A 26,129-nucleotide genomic window follows, 5' to 3' on the forward strand; every position below is an offset into this window, starting at 1 on the left:
GAGAAAATGGAAAAGTTGGAATCACCTGGAAATCAGGCGATCTCGCGCCCGAGCAGGCGGCTTGCGAGCATATTGCGGATACGCCGCGCAATGGTGGCGCTCACTTCCTTGCGATTGGTGCCGGCGCGATAATCTACCGCCTCGCCAAAGCAGACGTCGACATCGATGGCACCGCACTGGATGATGCCTTTCAGATGCGGCACGAGCTCGATATCGCCAGGCCATGCCGTCAGCGGGCGATAATAGCGGCCCATGGGCGTTCCATGGACGTGGGTATAGGCGACCGCGACCGGCTGGACATGTACGACGCCGTCGGGCGCTTTCGGCAGGGCGGCAGCGGCCGCGCCGAACAGCGAGGACTTGACTTCGAGCAGGCGATTGCCATCCGAAGTCGTGCCTTCGGGGAAAAGCACCATGATCTCGCCGTCTCCCATACGGTCGGCGATTTCGTTCACCTGCGCGCCGGTCTTGCGCTTTTGCTCGCGCTCGACGAAGACGCTTTTCTGCCACTGCGCGAAAAGCCCGAAGATCGGCCAGTCCCGCACTTCCGACTTGGCGATGAAGGAGACATCGGCCACTGCTGAAAGCACGAGAATATCGAGCCAGGACGAATGGTTGGAGGCCAGCATGAGAGGCCGGCTCGTCTCCATCTTGCCGATCACATGGATGCGGACACCAAGCCAATAGCATACGATGCGATGCCAGTAGCGCGGCAGATAGCGCCGGAGCTTCCAGTCAAAGCGCAGACAGAGGATCTGCAGCGGCAGCATCACCGCGCTGACGACACAAATAACCACGGCGGCACAGCCGATGCGCAGCCAGGTCATCAAATCGCTCGCTCCTGCATGAAAGCCTTCACGTCAACCTTCGTCCTTCTTCAGCGGGATGCCGTAAAGCTCCAGCCGGTGGTCGACGAGTTTGAAGCCGTGTTCGCGGGCGATGCGCTCCTGGAGCGCCTCGATCTCCGGCGAGTGGAATTCGATCACTTGACCGCTCTTCAGGTCGATCAGATGGTCGTGGTGCTCTTCCGGCACGGTCTCGTAGCGGGAGCGCCCATCGCGGAAATCGTGGCGGGCAAGAAGGCCGGCGTCCTCGAACAGCTTGACGGTGCGGTAGACCGTGGAGATCGAGATTTTCGCATCCACTTCCACCGAGCGGCGATAGAGCTCCTCGACATCCGGGTGATCGCCGGAGCTCTCGATGATGCGCGCAATGACCCGGCGCTGCTCCGTCATGCGCATGCCGCGCTCGGCGCAAAGCTCCTCCAGGGATTTTACGGCGTCTTCCATCAATCGCTGTCTTCGGTCCAAATGAACTGTGACAAGGGACTAGCGAAGAACGCGGCGCATGACAAGCGCCGTCGATTTCTGTCCGTTTTCGCCGGCATAATAGGCCTTGCGCTCGCCGACCGTCTCGAAACCGAGCTTGCGATAGAGGCCGAGGGCCGGCTGATTGCTGCCGTCGACTTCGAGAAACATAGTTTCGCCGCCGCGATTGCGAGTTTCACGCAACGCCGCCTGCATGAGGCGCCAGCCAAGGCCGGAGCGTCCGAGTTTGGCATTGACGGCGATTGTCAGGATTTCGCCCTCGCCCGCCACATGCCGGGCCAGCACGAAGCCGGGAAGCGCCTTTTTAAGGATGGCATTGGTCTGGCGGGCAACGAAGCCGAAGGTGGTCTCCTGCGAAAGGAGACCCTGAAATTCAGTTTCGTCCCATACCCGCGGGAAGCGTTCGCCATGCAGGAGCGCCACTTCGGCGCAATCCTTCAGTTCCATCGGGACGATTTCGTATTCGGCTTTCAAGGTCAGATAGGATTCGAGCATGTCTATTGCCTGGCAACTGCGTATCCGGCCTGCGGTCTGGCATCGGGTCCGCGAAGATAAAGCGGCTTCGGCTTTTCGCCGGCAGGCTTGCCAGCGCCCAGCCGGGCGACGATGGCAATCGGAAATGCGTCTGGCCGCTCCGCAGGCGGCGCGTCGCTCAACCGGGCGACGGCCGTTCCGGTGACGATGCCATCGAATGCGCCGGCGATTGCCCGCGCTTCATCGATCGTCACGGCTCGAGCCTCGTCCAGCGGGTTGCCATCGGCAGCGAAGCTCTGGAGATAGATCTCCTCGCGCTTGGCATCGATGGCAGCCAGAACCGACTTGCCCGGATTCTGCGCTCTGGCGGTCGCGGCCATGACCTCGAGGGTCGTGACGCCAACCGCTGGAACATTGAGGGAAAGTGCAAAACCACGCGCGGCTGCAACGCCAATGCGGATGCCGGTGAAGGAACCGGGGCCGACGGTCACGACAACACGCTCAATGGCCGAAAGCGTCACACCGGCTTTCGCCAGCGCCTCGTCGACAACGTGCATCAGATGCTCGGCATGCCCCCGTCCGATCGTTTCCGTGACCTCCCCCATCACAGAATCACTGCCGCTATCATACACAGCGGCAGCGCAATCCACACCTGCCGTGTCGAGCGCCAGTACGATCATGTCAATTTTTCCGCTAGGCCGGGATTAGACGGCTTCGACTTCCTGCACTTCCGGAACGAAATGGCGCAGCAGGTTCTGCACGCCATGCTTCAGAGTTGCCGTGGAAGACGGGCAGCCCGAGCACGATCCCTTCATGTTGAGGTAGACCTTGCCGTCACGGAAGCCGCGGAAGGTGATGTCGCCGCCATCCTGGGCAACGGCGGGACGAACGCGGGTATCGAGCAGCTCCTTGATGGTCAGCACGATGGCCTCGTCACCTTCATCGAAGAATTCGCCACCGGCATCCTGCACTTCGGAGAGAACGGATGCCGAGCCCATGACCGGCTTGCCGGACATGAAGTGCTCCATGATCGAACCGAGGATGGCGGGCTTCAGATGCTGCCATTCCTGATTTTCCTTGGAGACGGAAATGAAGTCATAGCCGAAGTAAACGCCGATCACGCCCGGGATTTCGAAGAGGCGAGCAGCGAGCGGCGAAGCTTCGGCTTCCTCGGCGCTGCGGAACTCGGCCGTGCCGTTTTCCATCACCACTTTGCCCGGCAGGAACTTGAGGGTCGCGGGGTTCGGCGTCGCTTCGGTCTGAATGAACATCTTGATCTCCATGCGGCGGGCAGACGCCCGATCCCGACTTTAGAATATTTCAAAAGAAAATAGGCCTTTTGGCCATTCTATTCAAGAGAGTGTTTCTCAAGAAATGGCACACGCGATCAACTCAGCGCGTCGATTTCCTCATTGCTCAGCGTATCCGGGAGCACCGTCACCGGGATCGGGAAAGCAGCGGCACGACCGGCGATCGACGAGACGAGCGGGCCTGGGCCTTCCTTGGCGGAACCGGCGGCAAGCACGAGAAGAGCGATATCTCGATCCTCTTCAATCACGGCATTGATCTGCTCGGCGGCAGCACCCTCGCGGATGACGATTTCAGCGTCGATACCGATGTTTTCGCGCACGGTTTGCGCAGCCTTTGCGGTTGCGGCCTCGGCCTCCTCGCGCGCTTCCGCCCGCATGATCTCCTCGACCCCAAGCCATTGCTGGAAGTCGCCCTCGGGGATCACATAGAGCAGCACGAGGCCGCCATTGGAATTCTTGGCGCGCCGGCCGGCATAATGGACGGCGCGCTGGCATTCAGGCGTGCCGTCGATGACCGCCATGAACTTGCGGCGATGACCTTCGAGCCGTGAGAGACGTTTTGAAACCATGCGGCGACTCTGACACCCGAAGGCGGCGTTTTGCAAGCCCCCGTTTGGGACCGAGAGGCTTGCATGACGATATCATCAATAGAGAAAGCCGATAATGTCGCGAATCTGCTTCATGGTCACGTCGGCGCGGGCGCGGGCACGGGCGCTGCCATCGCGCAGAACGGCGTCGATATGGCCAGGGTCGGCCATCAGGCGGCGCATTTCCATCGTGATCGGCGAGAGCACATGCACGGCGAGATCGACTAGCGCCGGCTTGAAGACCGAGAATTGCTGACCGCCGAATTCCGAGAGAACGTCAGCCTTCGACTTGTCGGCAAGCGCCGCATAGATGCCGACCAGATTGTCGGCTTCAGGCCGGCCGGCAAGACCGGCGATTTCGCTCGGCAAGCCATCCGGATCGGTCTTGGCCTTGCGGATCTTCTTCGAGATGTTTTCCTCGTCGTCGAGCAGGTTGATGCGCGAGAGGTCCGATGCGTCGGATTTCGACATCTTCTTCGTGCCGTCACGCAGCGACATGACGCGCGGCGCCGGGCCATCGATCAGCGGCTCGACCATCGGGAAATAGGCATGCACCGGCTCGTCGCCGACGGTGATGTCGATGCCGTAGCCCGTGCGGCGAATATGCTCCATGTAGTCCAGATTGAATTTCATGGCGATGTCGCGGGTCAGCTCCAGATGCTGCTTCTGGTCGTCGCCGACCGGGACATGGGTGGCGCGATAGAGCAGAATGTCCGCGGCCATCAGGCTCGGATAGGCGTAAAGGCCAAGCGATGCCTGTTCGCGGTCCTTGCCCGCCTTGTCCTTGAACTGCGTCATGCGGTTCATCCAGCCGATGCGCGCGACGCAGTTAAAGATCCAGGCAAGCTCAGCATGGCCGGGCACGGCCGACTGATTGAAGACGATGTGCTTTTCCGGATCGATGCCGGCGGCAAGGAAGGCCGCGGTGATCGAACGCGTCTGGTTCGGCATGTCCTCATGGACCAGCTGCGCCGTCAGCGCATGCATGTCGACGACGCAGTAGATGCAGTCGTTATTGGCCTGCAGGGCCACGAACTTGCGGATTGCGCCGAGATAGTTGCCGAGGTGGAGGTTGCCGGTGGGCTGAACGCCCGAGAATACGAGCGGCTTGAATTCGGTCATGTCGTCCTCAAAAGGCTTGTGGAGGGCCTGGGCGAGTGGCTCTCGACCCCTGGTTTCGAGCGGCTTATGCACGGCGGATAGGTTGGGATCAAGAGGTTATATGGGCAGTCTCAGGAAGAATGCTGGATCAGGTCCCAGGTGTTGCCGTAGGGATCGGCAAAGACCGCGACCGTACCATAGACTTCATGGCGCGGTTCCTCCAGAAAATGCACGCCCTTTGCCTTCATAGCTGCATGATCGCGGGCGAAATCATCGGTCTTGAGGAAGAAGCCGACGCGGCCACCGGTCTGGTTGCCGATCGCCGCGCGCTGGCTGTCGCTGGCGGCCTGGGCGAGCAATAGCGCGGCGCCCTCGGTGCCTTTCGGTCTGACCACGACCCAGCGCTTGCCCTCCGGCTGCACCTCGTCGGCCAAGCACTCGAAGCCGAGGGCATCGCAATAGAAGGCTTTCGCGCGATCATAGTCATCGACGACGAGGGCGACGAGGAAGAGAGATTGGGGCATGGGGACTCCGTGTTATTTCCTGGCGCGCAGCATTAACTACGATTCTCGGCTCGAAATAAAAACCTATAAAACGGATTCAATCTCGCACCGTTCGATCAGGCGAAGGAGCCTTTGTTATTCCCCGTTCGCCACCTCGGCATCTGGAGCGGTCGCGGCCCGCTTGCGCTTCAAATTGCGGCGTACCATGCCCAAATCCACGCCGCCGATCAGGAAGGCGACAATGAAATACACCGCCATCGCAATCAATATGAGCAAGCCCAGGATGCCGGTTTTGATGAGCAGCGACGAGCTCCCCCCCAGAAGCGGCTCCCAGCGATCAGACAAATATACGATAACGCCGCCCATGACGGCGGAGGATACGAGCAGCATCACAGTGCGGCGCGCCAGCGACCATTCCCAGGCGAGATGTCCGCGGCGATAGAGTGTGACGAAGAGCTGCACGGCGTTCAGCCATCCGGCAACCGCCTCAGCGAGCGCAATGCCGCGTTCGGCCAGCACCGGGAAAAGCAAGATGGACAGCGCCGAATTGACGGCGACGGCGACCGCCGTGTAGCGCATCGGCGATTTCGTATCTTCGCGGGCATAAAAGCCGGGCTGCAGTGCTTTAATCAGCACGAAAGCCGGCAGGCCAAGGCCGAAGATTGCGAGGATGGAGCCGACCAGCTTTGTATTTTCCGAGTTAAAGGCGCCGCGCTCGTAAAGCACGCGGATGATATCGTCAGAGAGCAGCCAGAGGGCAATAGCGGCCGGCAGGGTCAGGAACAGCACAAATTCGATCGAGCGGTTCTGGATATTGGCAGCTTCCTTGATATGGCCTGATTTCAGCGAGCGGGCTAGTTCCGGCAGAAGCACGATTCCGACCGCGACGCCGACGACGCCGAGCGGCAACTGGTAGATGCGGTCTGCATATTGCAGGGCGGCGATCGCGCCTTCCTTGCCCGAGGCAATTGCCTGGCCGATCACCAGATTGATCTGAGTGACGCCGCCGGTGATGGCCGCCGGGATCGCAAGAAGCAGGAGCCGTTTGACATTGGGCGTGAAGCGCGGAAAGCGCAGACCGATACTGATGCCGGCATGACGCACGCCGATATAGACGACCGCCAGCTGCAGCACGCCTGCCACCAGTACCGACCAGGACAAGTACCAGGCTGTGCTCAGCGGATCGGCGCCGTAGTAGATCGCATAGAACAGCGCACTGATCATCACTAGGTTTAGGAAGATCGGAGCCACGGCGGCAGCGAAGAAATGATGCAGCGAGTTCAGCATGCCGCTCATCATCGCCGTCAGCGACATCGACATGAGATAAGGGAACATCACGGCGGCCAACCGGACCGTCAGATCGAATTTCTCGGCATCGTCGGCGAAACCAGGTGCGATGACCCAACGCACCAGGAGCGGCATGGCTAGTTCCATGACGATAGTGATCAACAGCAGGACCGAGAAGAGAACGCCGAATACTTCCTCGGAAAACCGCTTGGCGCCGTCGATGCCATTCGCCTCGATCTCTTTTGCAAAAAGCGGCACGAAGGCGGCGTTGAAGGCGCCTTCGGCAAACAATCGGCGGAAGAGATTCGGAAAGCGGAAGGCGGCGTAGAAGACGTCGGCCATCGGCCCGGTGCCGAGGGCAGCGGCCATCAGCGTTTCGCGGGCGAAGCCGAAGATGCGGCTGCCGAGCGTCGCGCCACCGACCGTGATGAATTTCTTGACTAGGCTCATGCGGCTGAACCGGCTTTCTTCTCAGTGTCTGACTTTTCGACGGCGACGCCGCGCGTGGCGGCGGGCGCGATGATGCCGGAGGGCATGCGCTCGCGCATTTCATCCTCTTCGCCGGCCATGACGGCTTTCAGGCGGGCGGTGATATAGGCTCGCCTGTTCTCGTTGGAAATCTTCTGGCCTACCAGGTCGGCGACATAGAAGGTATCGATGACCTTTTCGCCGAAGGTGGTGATCCGCGCAGACTGGATATCGAGAGACAGGTCCGAAAGAACGGCCGTGATTTCCGACAGCAGGCCTGGGCGGTCGAGGCATTCGACCTCGATGACCGTGAACTTGTTGGAGAGGCTGTTGGTGATGATGACCGACGGCGGGATGACGAAAGCCTTATTCTTGCGGCGGTTCTTCGTGCGCGTCGCGATGACCTCCGGTAGCCGCTTGCGGCCGGCCAGCACGTCCTCGATCATCTTGCCGATGGTGCCGGCGCGGCGCAGTTCGTCGGCATCATCAGGAAATTCGCGGCTGACATGGATGGTGTCGAGCGCGCGGCCATCCGATGTCGTGAAGATCTGCGCATCGGCGATATTAGCGCCCGCAGCAGCGCAGGCGCCGGCAATCACGGTCAAAAGACGCGGATGGTCAGGCGAGAGCACGGTGATCTCGGTGATGGCGTGGAAGCTGTCGGTGCGCACCATGGTGGCGAGGACTTTGCCCGCCTTGTCGGATTCACGCATGAACTGCGTATGGCGGACCTGATCTTCCAGCGGCACGGACAGCAGATAGGGCTGATAGTGCAGCTTGACGTAGGCCTTGCGCTCCTTCTGGCTCCAATCCGCGAGTGCGTGTTCCAGCGCTTCGGCAGCGGCTTCGGCGCGTTCCTTGCGCGAGACTTCGGAGAAACCTCCTGACAGCAGCAGCTCGGTTTCATAATAGAGCGTGCGCAACAGTTGGCCTTTCCAGCCGTTCCAGACGCCGGGGCCAACGGCGCGGATATCACAGACGGTCAGGATCAGCAGCATCTTCAACCGGTCAAGCGACTGCACCCGGTCGGCGAAATCGATAATGGTCTTGCGGTCGGTCAGGTCGCGCGTCTGAGCGACCATCGACATGGTCAGATGTTCCGCGATCAGCCAGACCACCAGCTCCGTCTGCTTGGGCGAAAGGCCAAAGCGTGGGCAGAGCTTGCGTGCAACTGCGGCGCCGGCTTCCGAATGGTCCTCCTCGCGGCCCTTGGCAATATCGTGCAACAGGACGGCGACATAGAGCGCGTCGCGATCCTCGATGCCAGGCATCAGCTTGTTGGTCAGCGGATGGATATCCTCGGCCTTGCCCTTGTCGATCTCCGATAGCACCTCAACGGCGCGGATCAGATGCTCGTCCACCGTATAGTGATGATACATGTTGAACTGCATCATCGAGACGATCTTGCCAAATTCCGGAATGAAGCGGCCGAGCACGCCGGCCTCGTTCATGCGGCGCAGGATGAGTGCGGGATCGCGCTTCGAGGTGAGGATGGAGAGGAAGAGCCGGTTCGCCTCCTCGTTCTCGCGCAGATCGTTGTCGATGAGGTTCAGCGAGCGGGTGACGCGCTTCAACGCGTCCGGATGGAATTCCAGCCCATTGATATCGGCAACGAAGAACAGCCGGATAAGGCTGACCGGATCGCGCTTGAAGACATCGGGATTGGCAAGCGCGATGCGGCCGCGGTCTTCGACGAATTCGACGGTGCCGGGGATCTTGCGCGAGCGGTTGGCAAAACGGCTGATGACGCCGGTGAGCCCCGGCGTGGCTTTCGCCTGCTGGTCCTCCAGTGCGGCGCAGAGGATGCGGGTGAGATCGCCGACATCCTTGGCGACAAGGAAATAATGCTTCATGAAGCGCTCGACGGCCGAAAGGCCCGGGCGGGCGTTATAGTCGAGGGCTGCGGCGATATCGCGCTGGATATCGAAGGAAAGCCGCTCTTCCGCCTTGCCGGTCAGGAAATGCATATGGCAGCGCACGGCCCAGAGGAAATCCTCGGCCTTCTCAAAGAGACGATATTCCTGTTTCGAGAGCACGCCGAGCTTTACCAGCTCGGCTGGATCGCGGACGTGATAGTAATATTTCGAGATCCAGAACAGCGTGTGCAGGTCGCGCAGGCCACCCTTGCCTTCCTTGACGTTGGGCTCGACGAGATAGCGGGTGTCGCCCGCCTTGCGGTGGCGCTCGTCACGCTCGGCGAGCTTGGCGGCGATGAATTCCGGGCCGGTATTGGTGACGATCTCCTTGTCGAAACGGGCTTGCAGCTCGCGCTCCAGCGCGATGTTGCCGCAGATATAGCGGGTTTCGAGAATGGCGGTGCGCACCGTCATGTCGGACTTGGCCTCTCGGATGCACTCCTCGACCGTGCGCGTGGCGTGGCCGACTTTGAAGCCCATGTCCCACAGCATATAGAGAATGAATTCGACCGCCTTGTGCGTCTCGCTCTCCGGCTTCGGCCGGAAGAGGAAGAGAAGGTCGATATCGGAGCCCGGCGCCAGCGTATCGCGGCCATAGCCGCCGACGGCGGTGACGGAGAAGGCGCCGGCCTGCTTCGGATAGACGTGATGGACGGTGAAATCGTAGAGGACGGTGATGATCTGGTCCTGCAGCCAGGAAATCCGGTGCGCGCAATTAAGCCCGCTGCCGTCGGCGATCAGCAACCGCCGCGCTTCTTCCCGTCCATCCTGGCTTGCCTTTTTCAACAGCGCCAGCAGTGCGGAGCGCTCTTCATTCTTATCCAGGCCGCGTTTGGTGAGGGTCTCGCACTCCGCCTTCAGCGCGGATACATCGAGAATGGTCGAAAAATCGATATGATGCGTTTCCATGCTCTGCCGATCGGCTTTCTCTTCGCTGACCGCGGTCCGTTGCCGGCGCGCCCGTCTTTTCGTCTGCATGCGCTATAGCCTCTTTGCCCAGCGATTGACACAGGCATTCTACGCCCGCATCCCCAAAGCCAGCTGGAGCCGATCATCTCGAATCGATGATCCGTCAAGATTTCTATCGGGCCAAGGTTGACGAAGCGTGACGGCCATCGACGCAGAAATCGGCAGTTTTAGGGCCTTGCCGGCTCAAGTGCCCGTCTGAGCTCGTTCAAACTATATAGTATGTTTCGCGATTGAGCGCCGATCTGCGTCACCATTTCGCGCTCGCATTCCCAATAACCGGCCTTGGCGATCTTGGAGCAGATATCGGAAATGCGGCTGCAGGACAGCGTGATATCGAGCAGGCCCCGATCGGATTCACAGTCCGGGGCTTCGCCCTCGCCGCAGATCTTGCCGCGCGCGGCGATCGGAGAGAAGCGCTCACCCAGAATGCGGACTTCGGCGAGAAGAACTTCGAGATACATCATATTGCCTTTGGAATATCGCCTGCGGTCAACTGGTCTTGGTAAGCGTTTTCTTCAGTTCATAGAGTACATCCAGGGCGGCTCGCGGCGTCAGATCGTCAAGATCGAGCGTTTTCAGCCGTTCCTCAACCTTGGACGGCTCGCGCCGGCCAACGGCTTCCTCCCGGCGGACGGCCACCTGGAAGAGGGGGAGATCATCAATGAGCTGGCTTGCCGGATTCTTGCGGTCGGCATCTTCAAGCCGCGTCAGGACATCGCGGGCGCGCGCCACAACGGAAGCCGGCAGACCGGCGAGTCGCGCCACCTGGATACCGTAGGAGCGATCGGCAGCCCCCGGCCCAACCTCGTGCAGGAAGATGACATCGCCATCCCATTCCTTGACGCGCATGGTGGCATTGGAAAGCCGGCCGAGCTTTTCCGAGAGCACGGTCAGCTCGTGGAAATGCGTGGCGAACAGACCGCGGCATCGGTTGGCTTCATGCAGATGCTCGACGGCTGCCCATGCGATCGAAAGACCGTCGAAGGTCGCGGTGCCACGACCGATCTCGTCGAGGATGACGAGGGAGCGTTCCGTTGCCTGGTTGAGGATCGCCGCCGTCTCGACCATCTCGACCATGAAGGTCGAGCGGCCACGGGCAAGATCATCGGAAGCGCCGACGCGCGAGAAGAGCCGGTCGACGATACCGATATGGGCCGAAGCGGCGGGCACGAAGGAGCCCATCTGCGCTAGAATAGCGATCAAAGCATTCTGGCGCAGGAAGGTGGATTTACCGCCCATGTTCGGGCCGGTCAGGAGCCAGATCGCGCCATCCTTGCCGTCGGCTTTCGGCGAAAGATCGCAATTGTTGGCGACGAACGGACCGCCGGCCTGACGGCGCAGCGCCTGTTCGACGACTGGATGACGGCCGCCTTCGATCGCGAACATGCGGCTGCCGTCGACGACGGGCCGGCAATAGGCCTGCTCCTCGGCAAGCAGTGCAAGCCCCGCCGCGACATCGATCACCGACAACGCGCGGGCGCCGGTCTTGATCGCCTCGGCAGCAGCCACAACGGCCGCAACCATGCGGTCGAAGGCCTCGAGTTCGATCGCCAGCGCCTTGTCGGCGGCATTGGCAATGCGGCTTTCAAGATCGGCAAGTTCTGTAGTGGTGAAGCGCATGGCATTCGCCATGGTCTGGCGATGGATGAAGCGCGCCTTGGCTTCGCTGGTGTCCGTCATCGGACCGGCATTGCCGGCGGTGACCTCGATAAAGTAGCCGAGCACATTATTGTGCTTGATCTTCAGCGACTTGATGCCGGTTTCCTCGGCATATTGCAGCTGCAGGCCGGCGATGACGCGGCGCGACTGGTCGCGCAGTGCCCGCACTTCATCCAGCTCGGCATTCGCCCCTTCCCGCAGGAAACCTCCGTCGCGCTTCAGCAGGGGCAGCTCGTCGGCAAGATTCGCCGCAAGCATGGCTTCGAGATCAGCCGGTAAAGCTTTCAGTCCGTCCAGTGCGGCGGCAAGCTCTTCCGGCAGCAAGGCGCCATCGAGAAGCCGGGCAAGATCGGCCGCCGCCGCCAGCCCCTGACGGATCGCCCAGAGATCGCGCGGGCCGCCACGATCGAGCGCAAGGCGCGACAGGGCGCGCGGCATGTCGGGCACATGCTTCAATGCCGAACGCAGATCGCTGCAGAGCGATGGCTCCTCGGTCAGAAAGCCGATCGAATCCAACCGTTCGTTGATACGGGCAGGGTCGGTCAGCGGCGACATCAGCCGCTCGGCAAGAAGGCGGGCACCGCCGCCGGTCACGGTACGGTCGATCGCCTTCAGCAGCGAACCGTTGCGATCGCCGGAGAGCGTGCGAACCAGTTCGAGATTGGCACGCGTGGCGGGATCGATGAAAAGTGTCGAGGCGCCGCTTTCGCGCTCCGGCAATCCCAGCGGGGGCCGCTCGGCGAGCTGGGTTTTTTCGACATAGGCAATTGCAGCGGCAGCCGCAGCCAATTCGGCGCGGCTGAACGTGCCAAAACCATCGAGTGTCGACACGCCGAAGTAACGCGTGATCCGTCCCTCGGCGCTGGCGCTGTCGAAGAGCACCGCCGGCTGCGGAACAGCGGTCCGGCCGAGGATATCGAAAACGGGCTTCAGCTCCGGATCATGAAACATCGTATCCGGCAGGATCAGTTCTCTCGGATCGATGCGCAGGATATCGGCGAGCAGCCGCGACGTCTCCGTTTCTGCAAGACGGAAGACGCCTGTCGAAATATCGATCCAGGCAAGCGCCAGCTGCGGCTCGGCGCCACCGCGAATACGGGTGAGCGCCATCAGATAATTGGATTCCGAGGGCGAAAGCAGCTTTTCTTCGGTGATCGTACCCGGCGTCACCAGGCGCACGACATCGCGCCGCACCACCGATTTGCCGCCGCGCTTTTTCGCTTCGGCAGGATCCTCCACCTGCTCGCATACAGCAACGCGAAAGCCGAGACCGATCAGTTTCTGCAGATAATCATCGGCAGCGTGAACCGGAACGCCGCACATCGGGATGTCCTGCCCCATGTGCTGGCCGCGCTTCGTCAGCGTGATGCCGAGCGCACGCGACGCATCGATGGCGTCTTCGAAGAACAGTTCGTAGAAGTCGCCCATGCGATAGAACAGCAGCGAACCGGGATTGTTCGCCTTGATCTCGATATATTGCTCCATCATCGGAGTGGCCGAGGCACGGCTTTCCTCCGAGGCAAGCTCGGCGGCCGAGAAAGCATCGATGCTGGCGTTAATACGTTCGTTCACGGAGGTGCAGTTTTTCCAAAAAAATGAGGTGCCACCCTATCCGCGCGCCGCTATAGAAGACAACAGCTATCGGACAAGAGGGACCGGTCGCCCACAGGAGGTTTGGAGGAACAATGGCTGACAGCAAGAGCAAGTCGCGTCCAGGAACGGGGATCACCGATCAGGAAGCACTGGACTTCCACAAGAACGGGCGCCCCGGCAAGCTTGAGATCAACCCGACCAAGCCGATGGCGACACAACGCGATCTTTCCCTTGCCTATTCGCCCGGTGTCGCCGTTCCCGTAAAGGCGATCGCTGCAGATCCGGCCACCGCCTACGACTATACTTCGCGCGGCAACATGGTCGCCGTCATTTCGAACGGCACAGCCATTCTCGGCCTCGGCAATCTCGGCGCACTCGCCTCCAAGCCGGTCATGGAAGGCAAATCGGTGCTGTTCAAGCGCTTCGCCGACGTCGATTCGATCGATCTCGAGATCGACACCGAGAATGTCGACGAATTCATCAATTGCGTGCGCTATCTCGGCCCCTCCTTCGGCGGCATCAATCTTGAAGATATTAAGGCACCCGACTGCTTCATCATCGAGCAGCGCCTGCGCGAGCTCATGGATATCCCCGTGTTCCATGACGACCAGCACGGAACCGCCATCATCGCCGCTGCCGGCCTCATCAACGCGCTGGAGCTGACCGGCCGCGACCTGAAGACCACCAAGCTCGTCTGCAACGGCGCCGGCGCTGCCGCCATCGCCTGCATCGAGCTGATCAAGTCGATGGGCTTCGCCCCGGACAACATCGTCCTTTGCGACACCAAGGGCGTGATCTACCAGGGTCGCAGCGAAGGCATGAACCAGTGGAAGTCGGCACACGCCGTCAAGACCGACAAGCGCACGCTGGCGGAAGCAATGAAGGGCGCCGACGTCGTGTTCGGCCTGTCGCAGAAGGGCGCCTTTTCCGAGGATATGATCCGTTCTATGGCCGACCGGCCGATCATTTTCGCCATGGCCAATCCCGATCCGGAAATCACGCCGGAAGAAGTCGCCCGCATCCGCGACGACGCCATCATGGCGACGGGGCGTTCGGACTATCCGAACCAGGTCAACAACGTTCTCGGCTTTCCCTATATCTTCCGCGGCGCGCTCGATGTGCGCGCCACGACCATCAATGACGAGATGAAGATCGCCGCCGTCAACGCGCTGGCGAGCCTTGCGCGCGAAGACGTGCCTGACGATGTCGTGGCAGCCTATCAGGGCGCGCGGCCGCGCTTCGGCGCGCAGTACATCATCCCTGTGCCCTTCGACCCGCGCCTGATCTCGGCCATTCCGGTGGCTGTCGCAAAAGCCGCGATCGAGAGCGGCGTCGCACGCCGCGAAATTGCCGACATGGCCGCCTATGCGCGCGAACTCTCTGCCCGGCGCGATCCGATCGCCTCAACACTGGCACAGCTCTACGAGCGTGTCCGCCGGCACCAGAAGCGCATCGTCTTTGCCGAGGCGGAAGAAGAGCAGGTCATGCGCGCCGCCCTCTCCTACGCCAATCAGGGGCTTGGCACCGCCATCCTGCTCGGCCGCGAGGATCTGATCCAGGCAACCGCCGAGCGCGCCGGCATCGATCTCAACCGCCCAGGCCTCGAGATCGTCAATGCCCGCATCTCGAAGCGCGGTGATGCCTATATCGATTATCTCTATGCCCGGCTGCAGCGCCAGGGCTACCTGCATCGTGACGTGACGCGCCTGATCCACAACGACCGCAATCATTTTGCCGCGTGCATGGTCGCACTGGGCGATGCCGACGGCATGGTGACGGGCGTGACGCGCAACTATTCGACTGCGCTCGGCGATGTACGCCGCTGCATCGACGCCAAACCGGGACACCGGGTCATCGGCATATCGATCGTGCTTGCCCGCGGCCGAACCGTCTTCGTTGCCGATACCGCCGTGCATGACATGCCGACCTCCGAAGAACTGGCCGATATCGCCGAGGAAGCTGCCGGCTTCGCCCGGCGCATGGGCTATGAGCCGCGCGTCGCCATGCTCGCTTATTCCACCTTCGGCCATCCCCCAGGCGAACGTTCCGAGCGGGTGCGTGAAGCGGTTAATATTCTCGACAAGCGATACGTCAACTTTGAATTCGACGGCGAAATGGCGGCCGACGTGGCGCTTGACCGCAAGCTCATGGAAAGCCTCTATCCCTTCTCGCGGCTTTCCGGACCGGCAAACGTGCTTGTCATGCCCGCCTTCCACTCTGCGGCGATCTCCACCAAGATGCTGCAGGAGCTCGGCGGCTCCACGGTCATCGGGCCGCTGCTCGTAGGTCTCGACAAGCCGGTGCAGATCACATCGATGGGCGCCAAGGATTCCGATATCGTCAACATGGCCGCCATCGCGGCTTATGGCGCGGGCTCGTAACCACTACCCCATAAGACTGAGCCGGCGACCCAACAAAGGTGATGGGCTGCCGTATCAATTCGGTGTAAAATAGGGGGATGAGTGAAGCTCAGGTCCTGTTCGGAGTGCTGCGCCATTCAGCGCAGCCTGACATTGTCGATGCTATCGAGCGGCTCGTTCTTGAGGCACCCGACCGCAAGCTCAACCGTGTGAATGCGCTCGCCTTTGCGGCAGGCCACGGCTTCGATGAAGAACAGGCCGTCAATGCCTTTCTGCACGCCTCGCGCCTCGGCCTGTTCGAGATGTCGTGGAATGTTCTTTGCCCCGGCTGCGGCGGAGTGTTGGATGCTAATACTTCACTCAAAACTGTGCAGAGCGATACCTATAACTGCACGCTTTGCGCCGCCGGATACGAGCCGACGCTCGACGAGATGGTCGAAGTCACCTTCACCGTCAGTCCACGCGTGCGCCACATAGAAGCGCACAATCCGCACGACCTGCCGCCGCTCGAATATTTCCGCCAGATTTATTGGGGCTCAGGTATCGACCTTCCCGACGAGGGTTACGAAGAAAAAGTCGATCAGTTCGTTTTGGAATCCCTGGAACTGCCGCCGGGCGAGAAAGCGGTCATATCGCTTCAATTGCCGGCGGAATTCACCATCATCTTCGAGCCGGTCACGCATGCGGCGCAATTCCTCGACGTGAAGGGAGAACCATCGAAGGAGCGGCAGGCTCTCTCGCTCGTTTTCGATCGCATGCATCGCCATAGCGAGGCCATAGAATTGCGGCCCGGCCCGCTACGCGTCCAGATGGAGAACCACACGGACCTTCGCGTGCTGCCATCGATCTGCGTGGCCAACGACGCTCTTCACACGCTGCTTGGACAACGCCGGCCATTTCTGACCGCCAAGCGCCTGCTTTCCAACCAGACCTTCCGTGACATCTATCGGACGGACACGATTGACATCGATCAGCGGCTGAAGATCACCAGCCTGACCTTTCTGTTCACCGACCTGCGCGGTTCGACGGAATTATACGAAAGGGTTGGCGATCTTGCGGCCTTCGATCTGGTCAAAACGCATTTCGGCATCCTGCATGAGATCGTGGCGGCAGAGGCGGGCGCGGTCGTCAAGACGATCGGCGATGCGGTCATGGCAACCTTCCCGACCCCGGACCGGGCGCTCACTGCGGCGATGCGGATGCGAGAGGCCATGCTCAACCTCAACGAAGAGCGCGGCAACGACGACCTTCTCCTGAAAATCGGCATCCATGAGGGGCCGTGCATCGCCGTGAGCCTGAACGAACGACAGGATTATTTCGGGCAGACGGTCAATATCGCATCCCGCGTCCAGCACCTCGCCACGTCACGCGAGATCTTCGCCACCAGCTCGGTGCTCGATCATCCTCGCGCTGCCGAACTGATGACAAGGCGCGGCCTCACGCCGCAATCGCATCATGTCGCGCTGCGCGGCATCACGGATGCGATCGATATTTTCGCGATCCCTTGATAGTCCTCAGCTGGCGAAGCGACCGGCATCCGCGCCGTAATAATTCACGTAGCGGTTGGAAATGCTGGCGATCGGCAGGACGATCAGAACGTCCGTCGTGTTGAAGGCCTGATCGACCACGGCGGTCGAGCCGACCATGGCGCCGAGACGCAGATAGCCCTTGATCAAGGGCGGCAGCGACATCAGCGCCTTCTTCGGATTGACGGCCTCGACCGGCATCAGATCCATGTTGCGTGCCAGCGATGGCAGCGCACCGACGGCCCATTCGTCCTTGGCGAGAACATTGTGATAGAGGAAGGAAAGCGCCAGCGCATGCTGCTCCGGCAGAATGCCCGGGAAGGATGCGCAACCGAACATGGCGCCCATGCCATGCTTCAGCGCATAGGCCCAATTGCCCTGCCAGAGCAGTTCCACCGTACGCTTGTTGCGGTAATCCGGCAGCACGCAGGAACGGCCGAGCTCCATGAAGCGCTTATCGGGATGACGGGCGAGCAGCGCATCGATGTCAAATTCCGATGAGGAATAGAAGCCGCCATTGGCCATGGCCACTTCCTGGCGCAGCAGGCGATAGGTGCCGACGATCTGGTCTTCCGGATCGCCCTCAAGCGAGCGGTCCAGCACCAGAAGATGGTCGCAAATGTCGTCCCAGCTGTCGACATCACGCTGACGACGCATGGCGTCAGCCGGCAGTTGCGCGTTCATCTCTTCGACGAAAACGCGGTAGCGGACGGCCTGAGCGGCATCGATTTCGCGCGCCGTGCGGGCAAGGCGCGTTTCGAGATTTCCGATGCGTCCAAGCACATCGCTGGCAACTGGCTCAACCGTTGCCTTTGAAGACTGAACCATTTCGCCCTGAGCTTCGCGATTCAAAATTTCGATGGACATGGCGATTCTCCCCCTGCGGGCCGATATAGCGCCATAAACCAAATTCGTGCGACAGGAAAGTGACACGCAGCTTGGCTAAAAGCAAGAACCGTGCCCGTTGCAATTTTTCGAATGGACGCGCCATCCCCAACTTAGCGAGGACGATTGCCATAAGTTGAGCCATGTCAACCGCCGCTATCAAGCATTGATGAGCCGGCTTTGCAATTTTCATCCGCAGATAGCCGATGATTTCTAGGCGCGTTCGAAGACCGATCTCGACAGGCCGCGTAGCGCGGCCGTCAGCTTTTCGGGATCGACCGGCTTGACGATGACGGCATCGGCTCCGGCCAACAGTGCCTGACGACGTATCGAATCGCGGCTGTCCGCGGTCAGCACTATGATCGGAAGCGGCGGCAGGCCATGCCTGCGCTCATGAGCGCGCAATTGCGCAAGCACAGCCGCACCCGTACCGCCCGGCATGTTGAAATCCGTCACCAGCACCTCCGGCCGCGCTTCGCCGTCTTCGGTGCGGGCTCGAAGACCATCGAAATCCTCGACGAGGCGAACCCTGTGGCCAGCCTTGGAGAGCATGGCCCGGACCAGCATCGCATTGACCGGGTCATCCTCACCCAGCAGAATATCGAGCGCGCGGTCTTCCGACTCTGGTGTCGTTATGCCGATCTCGGAGACTGCCTCGATCAAGGCTTCGCGCTTTTCCATACCGCGCATGCGGCCTCTCAGCACATCGATCAGCGACTGTTCGCGCAGCGGCCGGATGAGCCAGGCGTCGAAAAGGTCGAGCGGATGGGTGTTGCGCTCCTCGGGATTGACCAGGAAGATCTTGCGCAGCCTTGGCACCGCAAGCGCATTTCCCTCGCTGAAGTACCAGGGCGCCATGCGATGGTCGACGATGAGATCCGTCCAGACCCCGCCCTCGCCCATCGGAAACGAAGGCAGCAGGTCATCCATGTCGCCCGGGCCGATCAGCCGGCAATGGCCGCCAAGGGTCTGGATGGTTCGCATGATGGCCGTGCTTGCCGCCCCTTGGGGAGCCAGCAGCAGGATACGAGATCCCCTAAGCATGGTATTGCGCCGATCGTATCCGTCTTCGCCGGCAATCAGGCCGACCGGGAAGGAGATGACGAATTCGCTGCCCTCGCCGCGCTCGCTGGCAACGCTGAGCCCGCCGCCGAATTCGCGCAGGATGCGGGCGGAGATTGCAAGGCCAAGGCCGGTGCCGGCGCTTCTTTCCACCGTGGTGCCGGCCTGCTCGAATTCGCCGAAGACGCGGGCCTGTTCTTCTTCGGTCATGCCGGGACCGCTATCGCGCACCGATATCGTCAAATCCGGGCCGTTGAGGTCGACACTGACAAGCACACCGCCGGTCTGGGTGAACTTCACCGCATTGCCGATGACGTTGAACAGGATCTGGCGCAGCCGGGCTGGATCGAATTCCATGCTCTCGGGAACGTCGGCCGCAACGCTCGCGGCAATTTCGATGCCCTTCTCATGGGCTCGATGCGCAAGCATCTCGATGACGCCTTCCAGCAGCGGCCGCAAAGCCTCCGTGCGCGGATGCAACTGGAAGCGACCGACTTCGATCGTGGAGAAATCAAGGAGATCTTCGACCAGCTGCACCAGCGCGTGACCCGACTGACGAATGCCCGTCAGGTAATTTGCCTGCTCCAGGGTCAGCGGCGTCTGGGCAAGCAGATGGTTCATGCCGAGAATGCCCGACAGCGGCGTGCGGATCTCATGGCTGACGGTAGCGAGCAGCCGGGATTTGGCAGCGCTGTTATATTCGGCCTTCAATCTCGCGTCTTCGCGCAGGCGGGCTGCCTGCCGCTCCTCCGTCACGTCGCGCGCGATGCTCTGTATGCATAATTGCCCGGTCGTCGCATCGCGGAACATGACATCGTGCCAGGCGAAGATGCGCCGGCCCTCGGGTGTCGCGATTTCCGCATCCTGATGCTTCGCATCGGTGACGGCACGGAATACGAGGCCAGCTTCTTCCAGCGTCAGGCCTTCGGGGTGCGACCTTCCGGTCAATCTGCTGAAGGTGGCGTTGGCGTGCAGAATCCGGCGATCGATACTGCGCGTGACCGCGATGTCGCCAAGCGCATCGTGGACGGTGGCAAGGAGGCTGGTGCTTTCCTTGTGCTCCCATAGGCGATCGTGATCGCTCTCGCTGAAATCAGCAGCGTCAATCTCGGGCTCGCGCGCAGCGCCTCGCGTTTTGACGATGCCGACGGCTGCCAGCGCAAGGGCTGCGAGGCCAAGAAAGCCTAAAAGCACCAGAGGACCTCCGGCGAAGCCGATCGCGAGAAAGGCGGCCCCGGCCACAAGACCGCCACCATTCAGCCAATGGCTTTGCAGCCACCAGGCTTGCGCAGGCGGCGCCGAGTGCCGGCCTGCCTCACGCGATACGGTCGATTTTGCAAGCGACGACTCGTCGGCGGCCGACCCATCGATCGGTCCCGTTTGATCGTGAACTGCCGCCGCGGCAAGCTTTTCCTGCAAATCTGCCAGAGTGCTCATGCAGTCTGGCTAACATGGGCATTCTTCCTGATGCCTTCAGGGATTCGCTAGAATTTTAAACTTTTGCCTTTTTGGGCATCAGAAGCTCGTCGAGAATGACGCAGCCTGCCCCGACGGTGATGAAACTGTCGGCAAGATTGAAAACCGCGAAAGACCATGTCTGCGTATGAAACAGGATATAATCGATCACGTGACCGTAGAGAAAGCGATCAAGCAGATTGCCGAGCGCGCCGGCAATGATCAGGGCAAAGCCCATATGCGCGAGCCAGCGATGATCGGGCGTGCGCCGCCAGAGCCACAGCACGAAGGCGACGATGACGAGCCGCATCCCGACGATGAACCAGCCGTCCATGCCCGAAAGCATGGAGAAGGCCACGCCTAGATTATAGGTGCGATAGAGCGCCAGCATCGGAATGACCGGCACCATCTCCTGCAGCGGCAGCCAATGATCCACCATAATCTTGATGGCCTGGTCGAGAATGACCGCAACCACGATGAAGATCAGGATCGGCAGGGGCCGTGAAAACAGGGCCGGCTTTGCAGTCGGCTGCTCATGGGTCTCGCTATCGGTCATCGGGTCTCGCTCAGGGTCAGGATATGGCGGCGTGCTTCGAACAGCATGACTGCCGTCGCGACCGCCAGATTGAGGCTATCCGCGCGGCCGGCCTGCGGGATACGGGCGAGCGCGTCGGCCTCTTTCGCCAGGGCATCCGGCAAGCCGGACTGCTCGTTACCCATCAGGATGACGACGGGCTTCTTCTTGTAATCGATGGTGCGGTAATCGACGGCGCCCGCCAGATGGGTGGCGACGACAGCGACACCGGCCGTCTTCTTCCAGATCAGAAACTCCTCCGGCGTCGCTTTAACGACAGGAACGGCAAAGACCGAGCCCATGGTGGCACGCACGGTTTCCAGCGAAAACGGATCGGTCGTTTCTCCGACGAGGATGACACCGGAAGCGCCGGCCGCATCGGCAGTGCGGATGATGGTGCCGAGATTGCCGGGATCGCGCACGCGATCGAGCGCCACCCAGGTCTCGCCCGCCTTCGGCTTGACGTCGCGAAGCGGCCGCCAGCGCTGCTCGAAGACGCCGACCACCATCTGCGGATTGTCGCGGCGTGTAATGGAGCCAATGACCTTTTCGCTGACCTCCAGCACCAGCCCGCCGGCCGCGACCGTCTTGGCGGCGACCTGTTCGACGAGAGGCTTGCCCTTGGCGGCCTTGGCGTAAACAAGCGTGCGGATCGTCCAGCCGAGCTCGAGCGCATCGATGACGAGCTTCAGTCCTTCGGCCAGGAAGGCGCCGCTTTCCTCGCGAGACTTCTTGACCGTCAGCGCCTTGATATCCTTGACGATCGGATTGGCAAGCGAGGTAACCTCTTTGACCTGTCCGACCTTGCGCGGGCCGTCACTACGAAAATCCTGGTTCATTTCGGCACCCAGCGGCTGAAGAGAGAGGTGGAAAGCGCCCTGCCCGGCGTGCGGCCATCGAGGCCGGCCTCGCGGATGACGAGTTCGCCGGATTCGACGGCGCCGCCGGCACCGCGCATCGTCTCGCGCATCAGCTCATGTATAGAATAGAAGCTGGCTCGGATGGAATAGGCCGTCAGCACCAGGCCGAGCGCCTTCGGCGACAGGATCTCGCGGCAGATATCGAGCATCAGCGGCAAGTGTTCGAACAGATGCCAGACCTCGCCATTCGGGCCGCGGCCGAACTTCGGCGGGTCGGTGAGAATGATGTCGTATTTGTTGCCGCGCCGCTCCTCGCGCAGGATGAACTTCATCGCATCCTCGCAGATCCAGCGGATCGGCAGTTTTTCCATGCGGCCCAAAGCCTGGTTTTCGCGCGCCCAGCCGATCGCCTTCTTCGAAGCGTCAACATGCGTCACTTCAGCCCCGGCAGCAGCCGCCACCAGGGAGGCGACGCCGGTGTAGCCGAATAGATTCAGGACCTTCAGTGGCCGTTGCGCCGCCTCGACCTGCTCCTTCATCCATGCCCAGTGCACGATCTGCTCCGGGAAGACGCCGACATGGCGAAATGCGGTGAAGCGACCGAGAAAATCGACACCGAGCAATTGCAGCGGCCATGTCTCGCCGAGCGCCTCGCGCGGAAAACGCCAGCGGCCCATGCCGTCCTCATCGGTATCGCCGGTGAAGATCGCATCGGCATTATCCCAGATATGCGCGGCAAGCGACGGCGGCCACAGCGCCTGTGCCTCAGGCCGGACGATGCGGTAGGGACCGTATTGCTCGAGCTTGAGGCCATTGCCGCTGTCGATCAGGTGGAAATCACCGGCACCGAGCGATTCCAGGATAACTGGCACGCGCTCCGGCGGACGCTCACCGGTTCGGGCGATCAGCGGGCGTTCCGGCGCGGCGACGGCAGGTGCTGCAGAACGCGACTCGGCAACACGCTCGCCATGATCGCGCGGAGGCTTGGCTGGCCTTGAAGCATGCGCGGGCTTTGCCGGCGGCTTGCCGGGCATGTCACGCCGGGGTTTCGCCCCAAGGCCGCCCGTATTTTTCTGGCCGGGCCGGCTTTCCCTATGTTTCACCATGCTTATCTCAAAATTGATATGTGCGTGCAAATAGCATCTGGCCGCCACTTGGCAAAGCGCTTTCCGATCTGCGATGATCCATGCACAAAATGTCACATTGGGAGGATTGTGCATGGACATGACCGGTGAGGAACGGATCGCAGCACCCAGAGACGCCGTTTGGGCTGCGCTGAACAATTCCGAAATCCTCAAACAATGCATTCCCGGCTGTCAAAGCCTCGACTGGGTCTCCCCGACGGAGCTGACGGCAACCGTCAAGCTGAAGATCGGCCCCGTTTCGGCTTCCTTCAACGGCGAGGTCAAGCTTTCCAACATCAATGCGCCGGAAAGCTATACGATCTCGGGAGAAGGAAAGGGCGGCATTGCCGGCTTTGCCAAGGGCGGCGCGGACGTCATACTCAAGGAAGACGGCAACGAGACCATCCTGCAATATGAGGCGAAGGCGCAGGTCGGCGGCAAGATCGCGCAGCTTGGCTCCCGCCTGGTCGATTCCAGCGCCAAGAAGCTGGCGCAGCAGTTTTTCGCCGATTTCACCGCTGCCATCAACGGCCAGGCGAGCGCCTGATTGCCAGCGGAATATTTCGGCCCCATATAGTCGATCATGACATCGAAATTCGAGACCTGGGCCGTCCGGCCTGCACGCGAACGGGACATGCAGCAGCTTGCGGAGATCTATCTCCGTGTCCGTCGCGAAACGTTCCTATGGGTCGATCCCGGCCATTTCGCCCTCGAGGATTTCGCCATTCATACCAATGGCGAACGCCTGTTCGTCTGCGAGGACGGGCATGGTGTAATTGCCGGCTTTGCCGCAGTCTGGGAGCCGGATGACTTCATCCATATGCTGTATGTTCTACCGGCCTTCCAGGGCCGCGGCGTCGGCAAGGCACTGCTTGCCGGCCTGCCGGATTGGCCTCGGCGTCGCTACCGGCTGAAATGCCTGGTCAAAAACATCCGCGCCATGGCCTTTTATAGGAGGCTCGGCTTCGAGATCGTCGGCGACGGCGCCTCGCCGGAGGGCGACTATAAAGAGATGCGGCTCGCCGACTTCACGTCACTTTGACGGCAGCTGCCCGGCGATTTCTTCGGCACGCGTGCGATGCTTATCGGCTTCGGCCTGCCAGCGCACCGCTTCCCGCGACTGATTGCGGGCACGTTTGCGATGCTTTCCCTGATTGAACCAGGTGACCGCGGCCCCGACGATCATACCGAGGATCAGCGCCACAAATAGCAAAACGAACAGCGGCGCATTCAGCGACAGCACCTGATCTTCCGGTCGGAACGGATTGAGGGCCAATGTCACGGATTGCCTGTTGGCGACGCAGAATATGATGAGGATGATGCCGAGCGGCAGCAATATCAGCAGATTGACGATCTTCTTGGCCATTGCGCAGCTCCTTTGTCCGCGGCCATGGATGTCCCGCACCCAAGCCGCCTTCAGCCGCAGAATAGAAAAGAGGCGGCTGAATTCAAGTGCCACCGCGTCGCGGCACAATCATGTCCGACAACTATTTCCGTCGGCGCATTTGGGGAAACTCGACCGGACTGGCCCGATCAGTTGTCGTCTTCCTCATCGTCGCCGGCGCCCGGATTCAGGCGCTCGCGCAATTCCTTGCCGGTCTTGAAGAAGGGAACCCATTTTTCTTCGACGAAGACCGTATCGCCGGTGCGCGGGTTGCGACCGGAGCGTGAAGGCCGGTTTTTGACGGAAAAAGCACCGAAGCCGCGAAGCTCAACCCGGTTTCCCGCTGCGAGCGCATCGGTGATCTCATCCAAGACAGCATTGACGATATTTTCGACGTCGCGGTGATAGAGATGCGGGTTGCGGGCGGCAACAATCTGCACCAGTTCCGACTTGATCACAGCTATCCCCTTAAATCATTGATTTATCAATTGGCTGCACCCTGCCAAACAGAAAGCAGGCCGTCAAGAAACAACTTATCGGTCATGATTTTCTGGAGACTCTCTCCTTTAATAAAATCATCATAACCGAGACGATTTAGCAACCAGGAAGCGGCACCCGGCCAAAAGAAGGACGAAGTTTTGTCTTCCGGCTTCCAATCGACGATCGGCAGATCCTTCTTGACCTTGCGCGTTTCGAGATAGGCGAGGATTTCGTCCTCGCCGCCGAGTGTGTCGATCAGCTTGTTCTGAAGCGCCTGGCGGCCGGTGAAGATGCTGCCGTCGGCAAGCTTCAGCACTTCGTCGCGCGACAGCTTGCGGCGATCCGCCACCAGATCGACGAACCAGCCATAGCTATCCATGACCATGTTGCGGATCATGTTCTTGGCGTCTTCGCTGGCAGGATGGAAGGGCGACGGTTCGGCCTTCAGCGGTGCCGACTTGATCTCATCGAGCGAAACGCCGACCTTGTCGAGCAGGTCCTTGACCTGCGGATACTGGAAGATGACGCCGATCGACCCGGTGATGGAGGTATCGCCCGCAACGATATCATCGCCGGCTGTCGCTATCATGTAGCCGGCAGAAGCTGCGACGGTGCGGATGTCCGATACGACCGGCTTCTTGGCGGCGACGGCGCGGATTGCCTTGAAGATGCGTTCGCCGCCATAGGTCGTTCCGCCGGTCGAAGAGATCGACACGATCAGCGCCTTGACCTGATCATTGTCGCGGATCTTCTTCAGCCGCTCCAGCAGCTCCGGATCATCCTGAATGAGCCCGGAAATCTTGACGCGGGCGATCTGCGGGCCCCGCGCATCCGGCAGGTCGGCCGAAACAAAGCGATAAAGCGCAAAACCCAATGCCACAAGGAGCAAAACGGCAACAATGCGCCAGAAACCAACCTTGCGGCGCAATTGTCGCCGATCCGCGATTGCAGAACTGTCCATCACGCCTTATTTCTCCCTGCAACAAATTGAAAGCGCCACAAACCGGATGTATGACACCTTGAAACGGGCACAATCCTTAGAGAAAAGCGTTTCCCGTTTTCGATGTCGTCGACGGACGCCGCTCTGCTGGTTCATGAGATAGGACATCGCCCGACCTGATGAAACCGGCTTATGGTATATTTTTCTGCTAAAATTCGCCTACAGCAGGAAAAAATCCATATTGGCAAGCCAGTGCAATAATGCGAAACGATCCGATAGGCTTT

General features: G+C 60.8%; 24 protein-coding genes. 4 read left to right on the plus strand and 20 right to left on the minus strand.

The window, feature by feature from the left end; genetic code table 11:
- Positions 1 to 32 precede the first annotated feature (32 nt).
- From olsA to mutS, 12 genes are all read right to left on the minus strand, one after another.
- Positions 33 to 830 carry a lyso-ornithine lipid O-acyltransferase gene (olsA, locus tag AC13QY_RS16685; RefSeq protein ID WP_488493668.1) on the minus strand — a complete coding sequence of 266 codons (798 nt, stop codon included), beginning with the start codon at positions 828 to 830 and terminating at the stop codon, positions 33 to 35.
- Between the two features lie 30 nt (positions 831 to 860).
- On the minus strand, positions 861 to 1,289 hold the full coding sequence (locus AC13QY_RS16690; protein ID WP_095433808.1) for a Fur family transcriptional regulator: 429 nt from the start codon (positions 1,287 to 1,289) through the stop codon (positions 861 to 863).
- A gap of 39 nt (positions 1,290 to 1,328) precedes the next feature.
- Complete coding sequence (locus tag AC13QY_RS16695) at positions 1,329 to 1,823, minus strand: GNAT family N-acetyltransferase (protein ID WP_113329994.1); 495 nt, start codon at positions 1,821 to 1,823, stop codon at positions 1,329 to 1,331.
- Between the two features lie 2 nt (positions 1,824 to 1,825).
- Entirely contained in the window at positions 1,826 to 2,482 is a 657-nt protein-coding gene (tsaB, locus tag AC13QY_RS16700; protein ID WP_113351314.1) for a tRNA (adenosine(37)-N6)-threonylcarbamoyltransferase complex dimerization subunit type 1 TsaB, read from the minus strand.
- Positions 2,483 to 2,506: 24 nt separating this feature from the next.
- A complete protein-coding gene (locus AC13QY_RS16705; protein WP_069611377.1) occupies positions 2,507 to 3,073 on the minus strand; it encodes a NifU family protein in 567 nt (188 codons plus the stop codon).
- 116 nt (positions 3,074 to 3,189) lie between these two features.
- A complete protein-coding gene (locus tag AC13QY_RS16710) occupies positions 3,190 to 3,681 on the minus strand; it encodes a universal stress protein (RefSeq protein ID WP_095433804.1) in 492 nt (163 codons plus the stop codon).
- Positions 3,682 to 3,756: 75 nt separating this feature from the next.
- The gene (gene trpS / locus AC13QY_RS16715) at positions 3,757 to 4,821 is read right to left on the minus strand and encodes a tryptophan--tRNA ligase (protein WP_112722011.1); all 1,065 of its coding nucleotides are present in this window, start codon (positions 4,819 to 4,821) and stop codon (positions 3,757 to 3,759) included.
- A 110-nt stretch (positions 4,822 to 4,931) separates the two neighbouring features.
- Positions 4,932 to 5,324, minus strand: coding sequence for a VOC family protein (locus AC13QY_RS16720; protein WP_113351315.1), 393 nt, complete (start codon positions 5,322 to 5,324; stop codon positions 4,932 to 4,934).
- 114 nt (positions 5,325 to 5,438) lie between these two features.
- The gene (murJ, locus tag AC13QY_RS16725; protein ID WP_113329991.1) at positions 5,439 to 7,040 is read right to left on the minus strand and encodes a murein biosynthesis integral membrane protein MurJ; all 1,602 of its coding nucleotides are present in this window, start codon (positions 7,038 to 7,040) and stop codon (positions 5,439 to 5,441) included.
- A complete protein-coding gene (locus AC13QY_RS16730) occupies positions 7,037 to 9,952 on the minus strand; it encodes a [protein-PII] uridylyltransferase (RefSeq protein WP_113351316.1) in 2,916 nt (971 codons plus the stop codon). The genes murJ and AC13QY_RS16730 overlap by 4 nt, the downstream gene beginning before the upstream one ends.
- Positions 9,953 to 10,110: 158 nt before the next feature.
- Positions 10,111 to 10,404, minus strand: coding sequence for a hypothetical protein (locus AC13QY_RS16735; RefSeq protein ID WP_092714992.1), 294 nt, complete (start codon positions 10,402 to 10,404; stop codon positions 10,111 to 10,113).
- A 28-nt stretch (positions 10,405 to 10,432) separates the two neighbouring features.
- On the minus strand, positions 10,433 to 13,090 hold the full coding sequence (gene mutS / locus AC13QY_RS16740) for a DNA mismatch repair protein MutS (RefSeq protein ID WP_371864872.1): 2,658 nt from the start codon (positions 13,088 to 13,090) through the stop codon (positions 10,433 to 10,435).
- A 197-nt stretch (positions 13,091 to 13,287) separates the two neighbouring features.
- On the opposite strand from mutS, the gene AC13QY_RS16745 reads away from it, so the two are divergent.
- Both AC13QY_RS16745 and AC13QY_RS16750 read left to right on the plus strand, forming a co-directional pair.
- Positions 13,288 to 15,576, plus strand: coding sequence for an NADP-dependent malic enzyme (locus AC13QY_RS16745; RefSeq protein WP_113351318.1), 2,289 nt, complete (start codon positions 13,288 to 13,290; stop codon positions 15,574 to 15,576).
- Between the two features lie 77 nt (positions 15,577 to 15,653).
- Complete coding sequence (locus AC13QY_RS16750; protein WP_113351319.1) at positions 15,654 to 17,063, plus strand: adenylate/guanylate cyclase domain-containing protein; 1,410 nt, start codon at positions 15,654 to 15,656, stop codon at positions 17,061 to 17,063.
- A 6-nt stretch (positions 17,064 to 17,069) separates the two neighbouring features.
- Here the strand turns inward: AC13QY_RS16750 and olsB are convergent, their stop codons facing one another.
- The 5 genes from olsB to AC13QY_RS16775 all read right to left on the minus strand — a co-directional run bounded on the left by olsB (position 17,070) and on the right by AC13QY_RS16775 (position 23,020).
- On the minus strand, positions 17,070 to 17,948 hold the full coding sequence (gene olsB, locus AC13QY_RS16755) for a l-ornithine N(alpha)-acyltransferase (protein WP_113329985.1): 879 nt from the start codon (positions 17,946 to 17,948) through the stop codon (positions 17,070 to 17,072).
- A gap of 231 nt (positions 17,949 to 18,179) precedes the next feature.
- The gene (locus tag AC13QY_RS16760) at positions 18,180 to 20,465 is read right to left on the minus strand and encodes a PAS domain-containing hybrid sensor histidine kinase/response regulator (RefSeq protein ID WP_113351320.1); all 2,286 of its coding nucleotides are present in this window, start codon (positions 20,463 to 20,465) and stop codon (positions 18,180 to 18,182) included.
- A gap of 55 nt (positions 20,466 to 20,520) precedes the next feature.
- Complete coding sequence (lspA, locus tag AC13QY_RS16765; RefSeq protein WP_069611144.1) at positions 20,521 to 21,039, minus strand: signal peptidase II; 519 nt, start codon at positions 21,037 to 21,039, stop codon at positions 20,521 to 20,523.
- On the minus strand, positions 21,036 to 21,896 hold the full coding sequence (locus AC13QY_RS16770; protein WP_113351321.1) for a TrmH family RNA methyltransferase: 861 nt from the start codon (positions 21,894 to 21,896) through the stop codon (positions 21,036 to 21,038). The genes lspA and AC13QY_RS16770 overlap by 4 nt, the downstream gene beginning before the upstream one ends.
- Positions 21,893 to 23,020, minus strand: a complete 1,128-nt coding sequence (locus AC13QY_RS16775; RefSeq protein ID WP_269245559.1) for a class I SAM-dependent methyltransferase — start codon at positions 23,018 to 23,020, stop codon at positions 21,893 to 21,895. The genes AC13QY_RS16770 and AC13QY_RS16775 overlap by 4 nt, the downstream gene beginning before the upstream one ends.
- 115 nt (positions 23,021 to 23,135) lie before the next feature.
- Between AC13QY_RS16775 and AC13QY_RS16780 the strand changes: the two genes are divergently transcribed.
- Entirely contained in the window at positions 23,136 to 23,588 is a 453-nt protein-coding gene (locus AC13QY_RS16780) for an SRPBCC family protein (protein WP_113329981.1), read from the plus strand.
- Positions 23,589 to 23,624: 36 nt separating this feature from the next.
- Positions 23,625 to 24,083 (plus strand): GNAT family N-acetyltransferase, encoded by a 459-nt coding sequence (locus AC13QY_RS16785; protein ID WP_113351323.1) that lies wholly within the window; start codon positions 23,625 to 23,627, stop codon positions 24,081 to 24,083.
- On the opposite strand, the gene AC13QY_RS16790 is transcribed toward AC13QY_RS16785, so the two are convergent.
- From AC13QY_RS16790 to sppA, 3 genes are all read right to left on the minus strand, one after another.
- Positions 24,075 to 24,407 carry a LapA family protein gene (locus AC13QY_RS16790; protein WP_069611376.1) on the minus strand — a complete coding sequence of 111 codons (333 nt, stop codon included), beginning with the start codon at positions 24,405 to 24,407 and terminating at the stop codon, positions 24,075 to 24,077. The genes AC13QY_RS16785 and AC13QY_RS16790 overlap by 9 nt on opposite strands.
- Before the next feature lie 167 nt (positions 24,408 to 24,574).
- Positions 24,575 to 24,883, minus strand: a complete 309-nt coding sequence (locus AC13QY_RS16795) for an integration host factor subunit beta (RefSeq protein ID WP_015338608.1) — start codon at positions 24,881 to 24,883, stop codon at positions 24,575 to 24,577.
- 26 nt (positions 24,884 to 24,909) lie between these two features.
- Entirely contained in the window at positions 24,910 to 25,866 is a 957-nt protein-coding gene (gene sppA, locus AC13QY_RS16800; RefSeq protein WP_113351324.1) for a signal peptide peptidase SppA, read from the minus strand.
- Positions 25,867 to 26,129: the final 263 nt, after the last annotated feature.

Source organism: Martinezella sp. CNPSo 3795, from assembly GCF_057784475.1.

Excerpts from the sequence above, each read along its gene's own strand:
- AC13QY_RS16690 (WP_095433808.1), bottom strand. The coding sequence starts at position 1,289 with ATGGAAGACGCCGTAAAATCCCTGGAGGAGCTTTGCGCCGAGCGCGGC.
- AC13QY_RS16695 (WP_113329994.1), bottom strand. The coding sequence starts at position 1,823 with ATGCTCGAATCCTATCTGACCTTGAAAGCCGAATACGAAATCGTCCCG.
- tsaB (WP_113351314.1), bottom strand. The coding sequence starts at position 2,482 with ATGATCGTACTGGCGCTCGACACGGCAGGTGTGGATTGCGCTGCCGCT.
- AC13QY_RS16705 (WP_069611377.1), bottom strand. The coding sequence starts at position 3,073 with ATGTTCATTCAGACCGAAGCGACGCCGAACCCCGCGACCCTCAAGTTC.
- AC13QY_RS16710 (WP_095433804.1), bottom strand. The coding sequence starts at position 3,681 with ATGGTTTCAAAACGTCTCTCACGGCTCGAAGGTCATCGCCGCAAGTTC.
- trpS (WP_112722011.1), bottom strand. The coding sequence starts at position 4,821 with ATGACCGAATTCAAGCCGCTCGTATTCTCGGGCGTTCAGCCCACCGGC.
- AC13QY_RS16720 (WP_113351315.1), bottom strand. The coding sequence starts at position 5,324 with ATGCCCCAATCTCTCTTCCTCGTCGCCCTCGTCGTCGATGACTATGAT.
- murJ (WP_113329991.1), bottom strand. The coding sequence starts at position 7,040 with ATGAGCCTAGTCAAGAAATTCATCACGGTCGGTGGCGCGACGCTCGGC.
- AC13QY_RS16730 (WP_113351316.1), bottom strand. The coding sequence starts at position 9,952 with ATGCAGACGAAAAGACGGGCGCGCCGGCAACGGACCGCGGTCAGCGAA.
- AC13QY_RS16735 (WP_092714992.1), bottom strand. The coding sequence starts at position 10,404 with ATGTATCTCGAAGTTCTTCTCGCCGAAGTCCGCATTCTGGGTGAGCGC.
- mutS (WP_371864872.1), bottom strand. The coding sequence starts at position 13,090 with ATGATGGAGCAATATATCGAGATCAAGGCGAACAATCCCGGTTCGCTG.
- AC13QY_RS16745 (WP_113351318.1), top strand. The coding sequence starts at position 13,288 with ATGGCTGACAGCAAGAGCAAGTCGCGTCCAGGAACGGGGATCACCGAT.
- AC13QY_RS16750 (WP_113351319.1), top strand. The coding sequence starts at position 15,654 with ATGAGTGAAGCTCAGGTCCTGTTCGGAGTGCTGCGCCATTCAGCGCAG.
- olsB (WP_113329985.1), bottom strand. The coding sequence starts at position 17,948 with ATGTCCATCGAAATTTTGAATCGCGAAGCTCAGGGCGAAATGGTTCAG.
- AC13QY_RS16760 (WP_113351320.1), bottom strand. The coding sequence starts at position 20,465 with ATGAGCACTCTGGCAGATTTGCAGGAAAAGCTTGCCGCGGCGGCAGTT.
- lspA (WP_069611144.1), bottom strand. The coding sequence starts at position 21,039 with ATGACCGATAGCGAGACCCATGAGCAGCCGACTGCAAAGCCGGCCCTG.
- AC13QY_RS16770 (WP_113351321.1), bottom strand. The coding sequence starts at position 21,896 with ATGAACCAGGATTTTCGTAGTGACGGCCCGCGCAAGGTCGGACAGGTC.
- AC13QY_RS16780 (WP_113329981.1), top strand. The coding sequence starts at position 23,136 with ATGGACATGACCGGTGAGGAACGGATCGCAGCACCCAGAGACGCCGTT.
- AC13QY_RS16785 (WP_113351323.1), top strand. The coding sequence starts at position 23,625 with ATGACATCGAAATTCGAGACCTGGGCCGTCCGGCCTGCACGCGAACGG.
- AC13QY_RS16790 (WP_069611376.1), bottom strand. The coding sequence starts at position 24,407 with ATGGCCAAGAAGATCGTCAATCTGCTGATATTGCTGCCGCTCGGCATC.
- sppA (WP_113351324.1), bottom strand. The coding sequence starts at position 25,866 with ATGGACAGTTCTGCAATCGCGGATCGGCGACAATTGCGCCGCAAGGTT.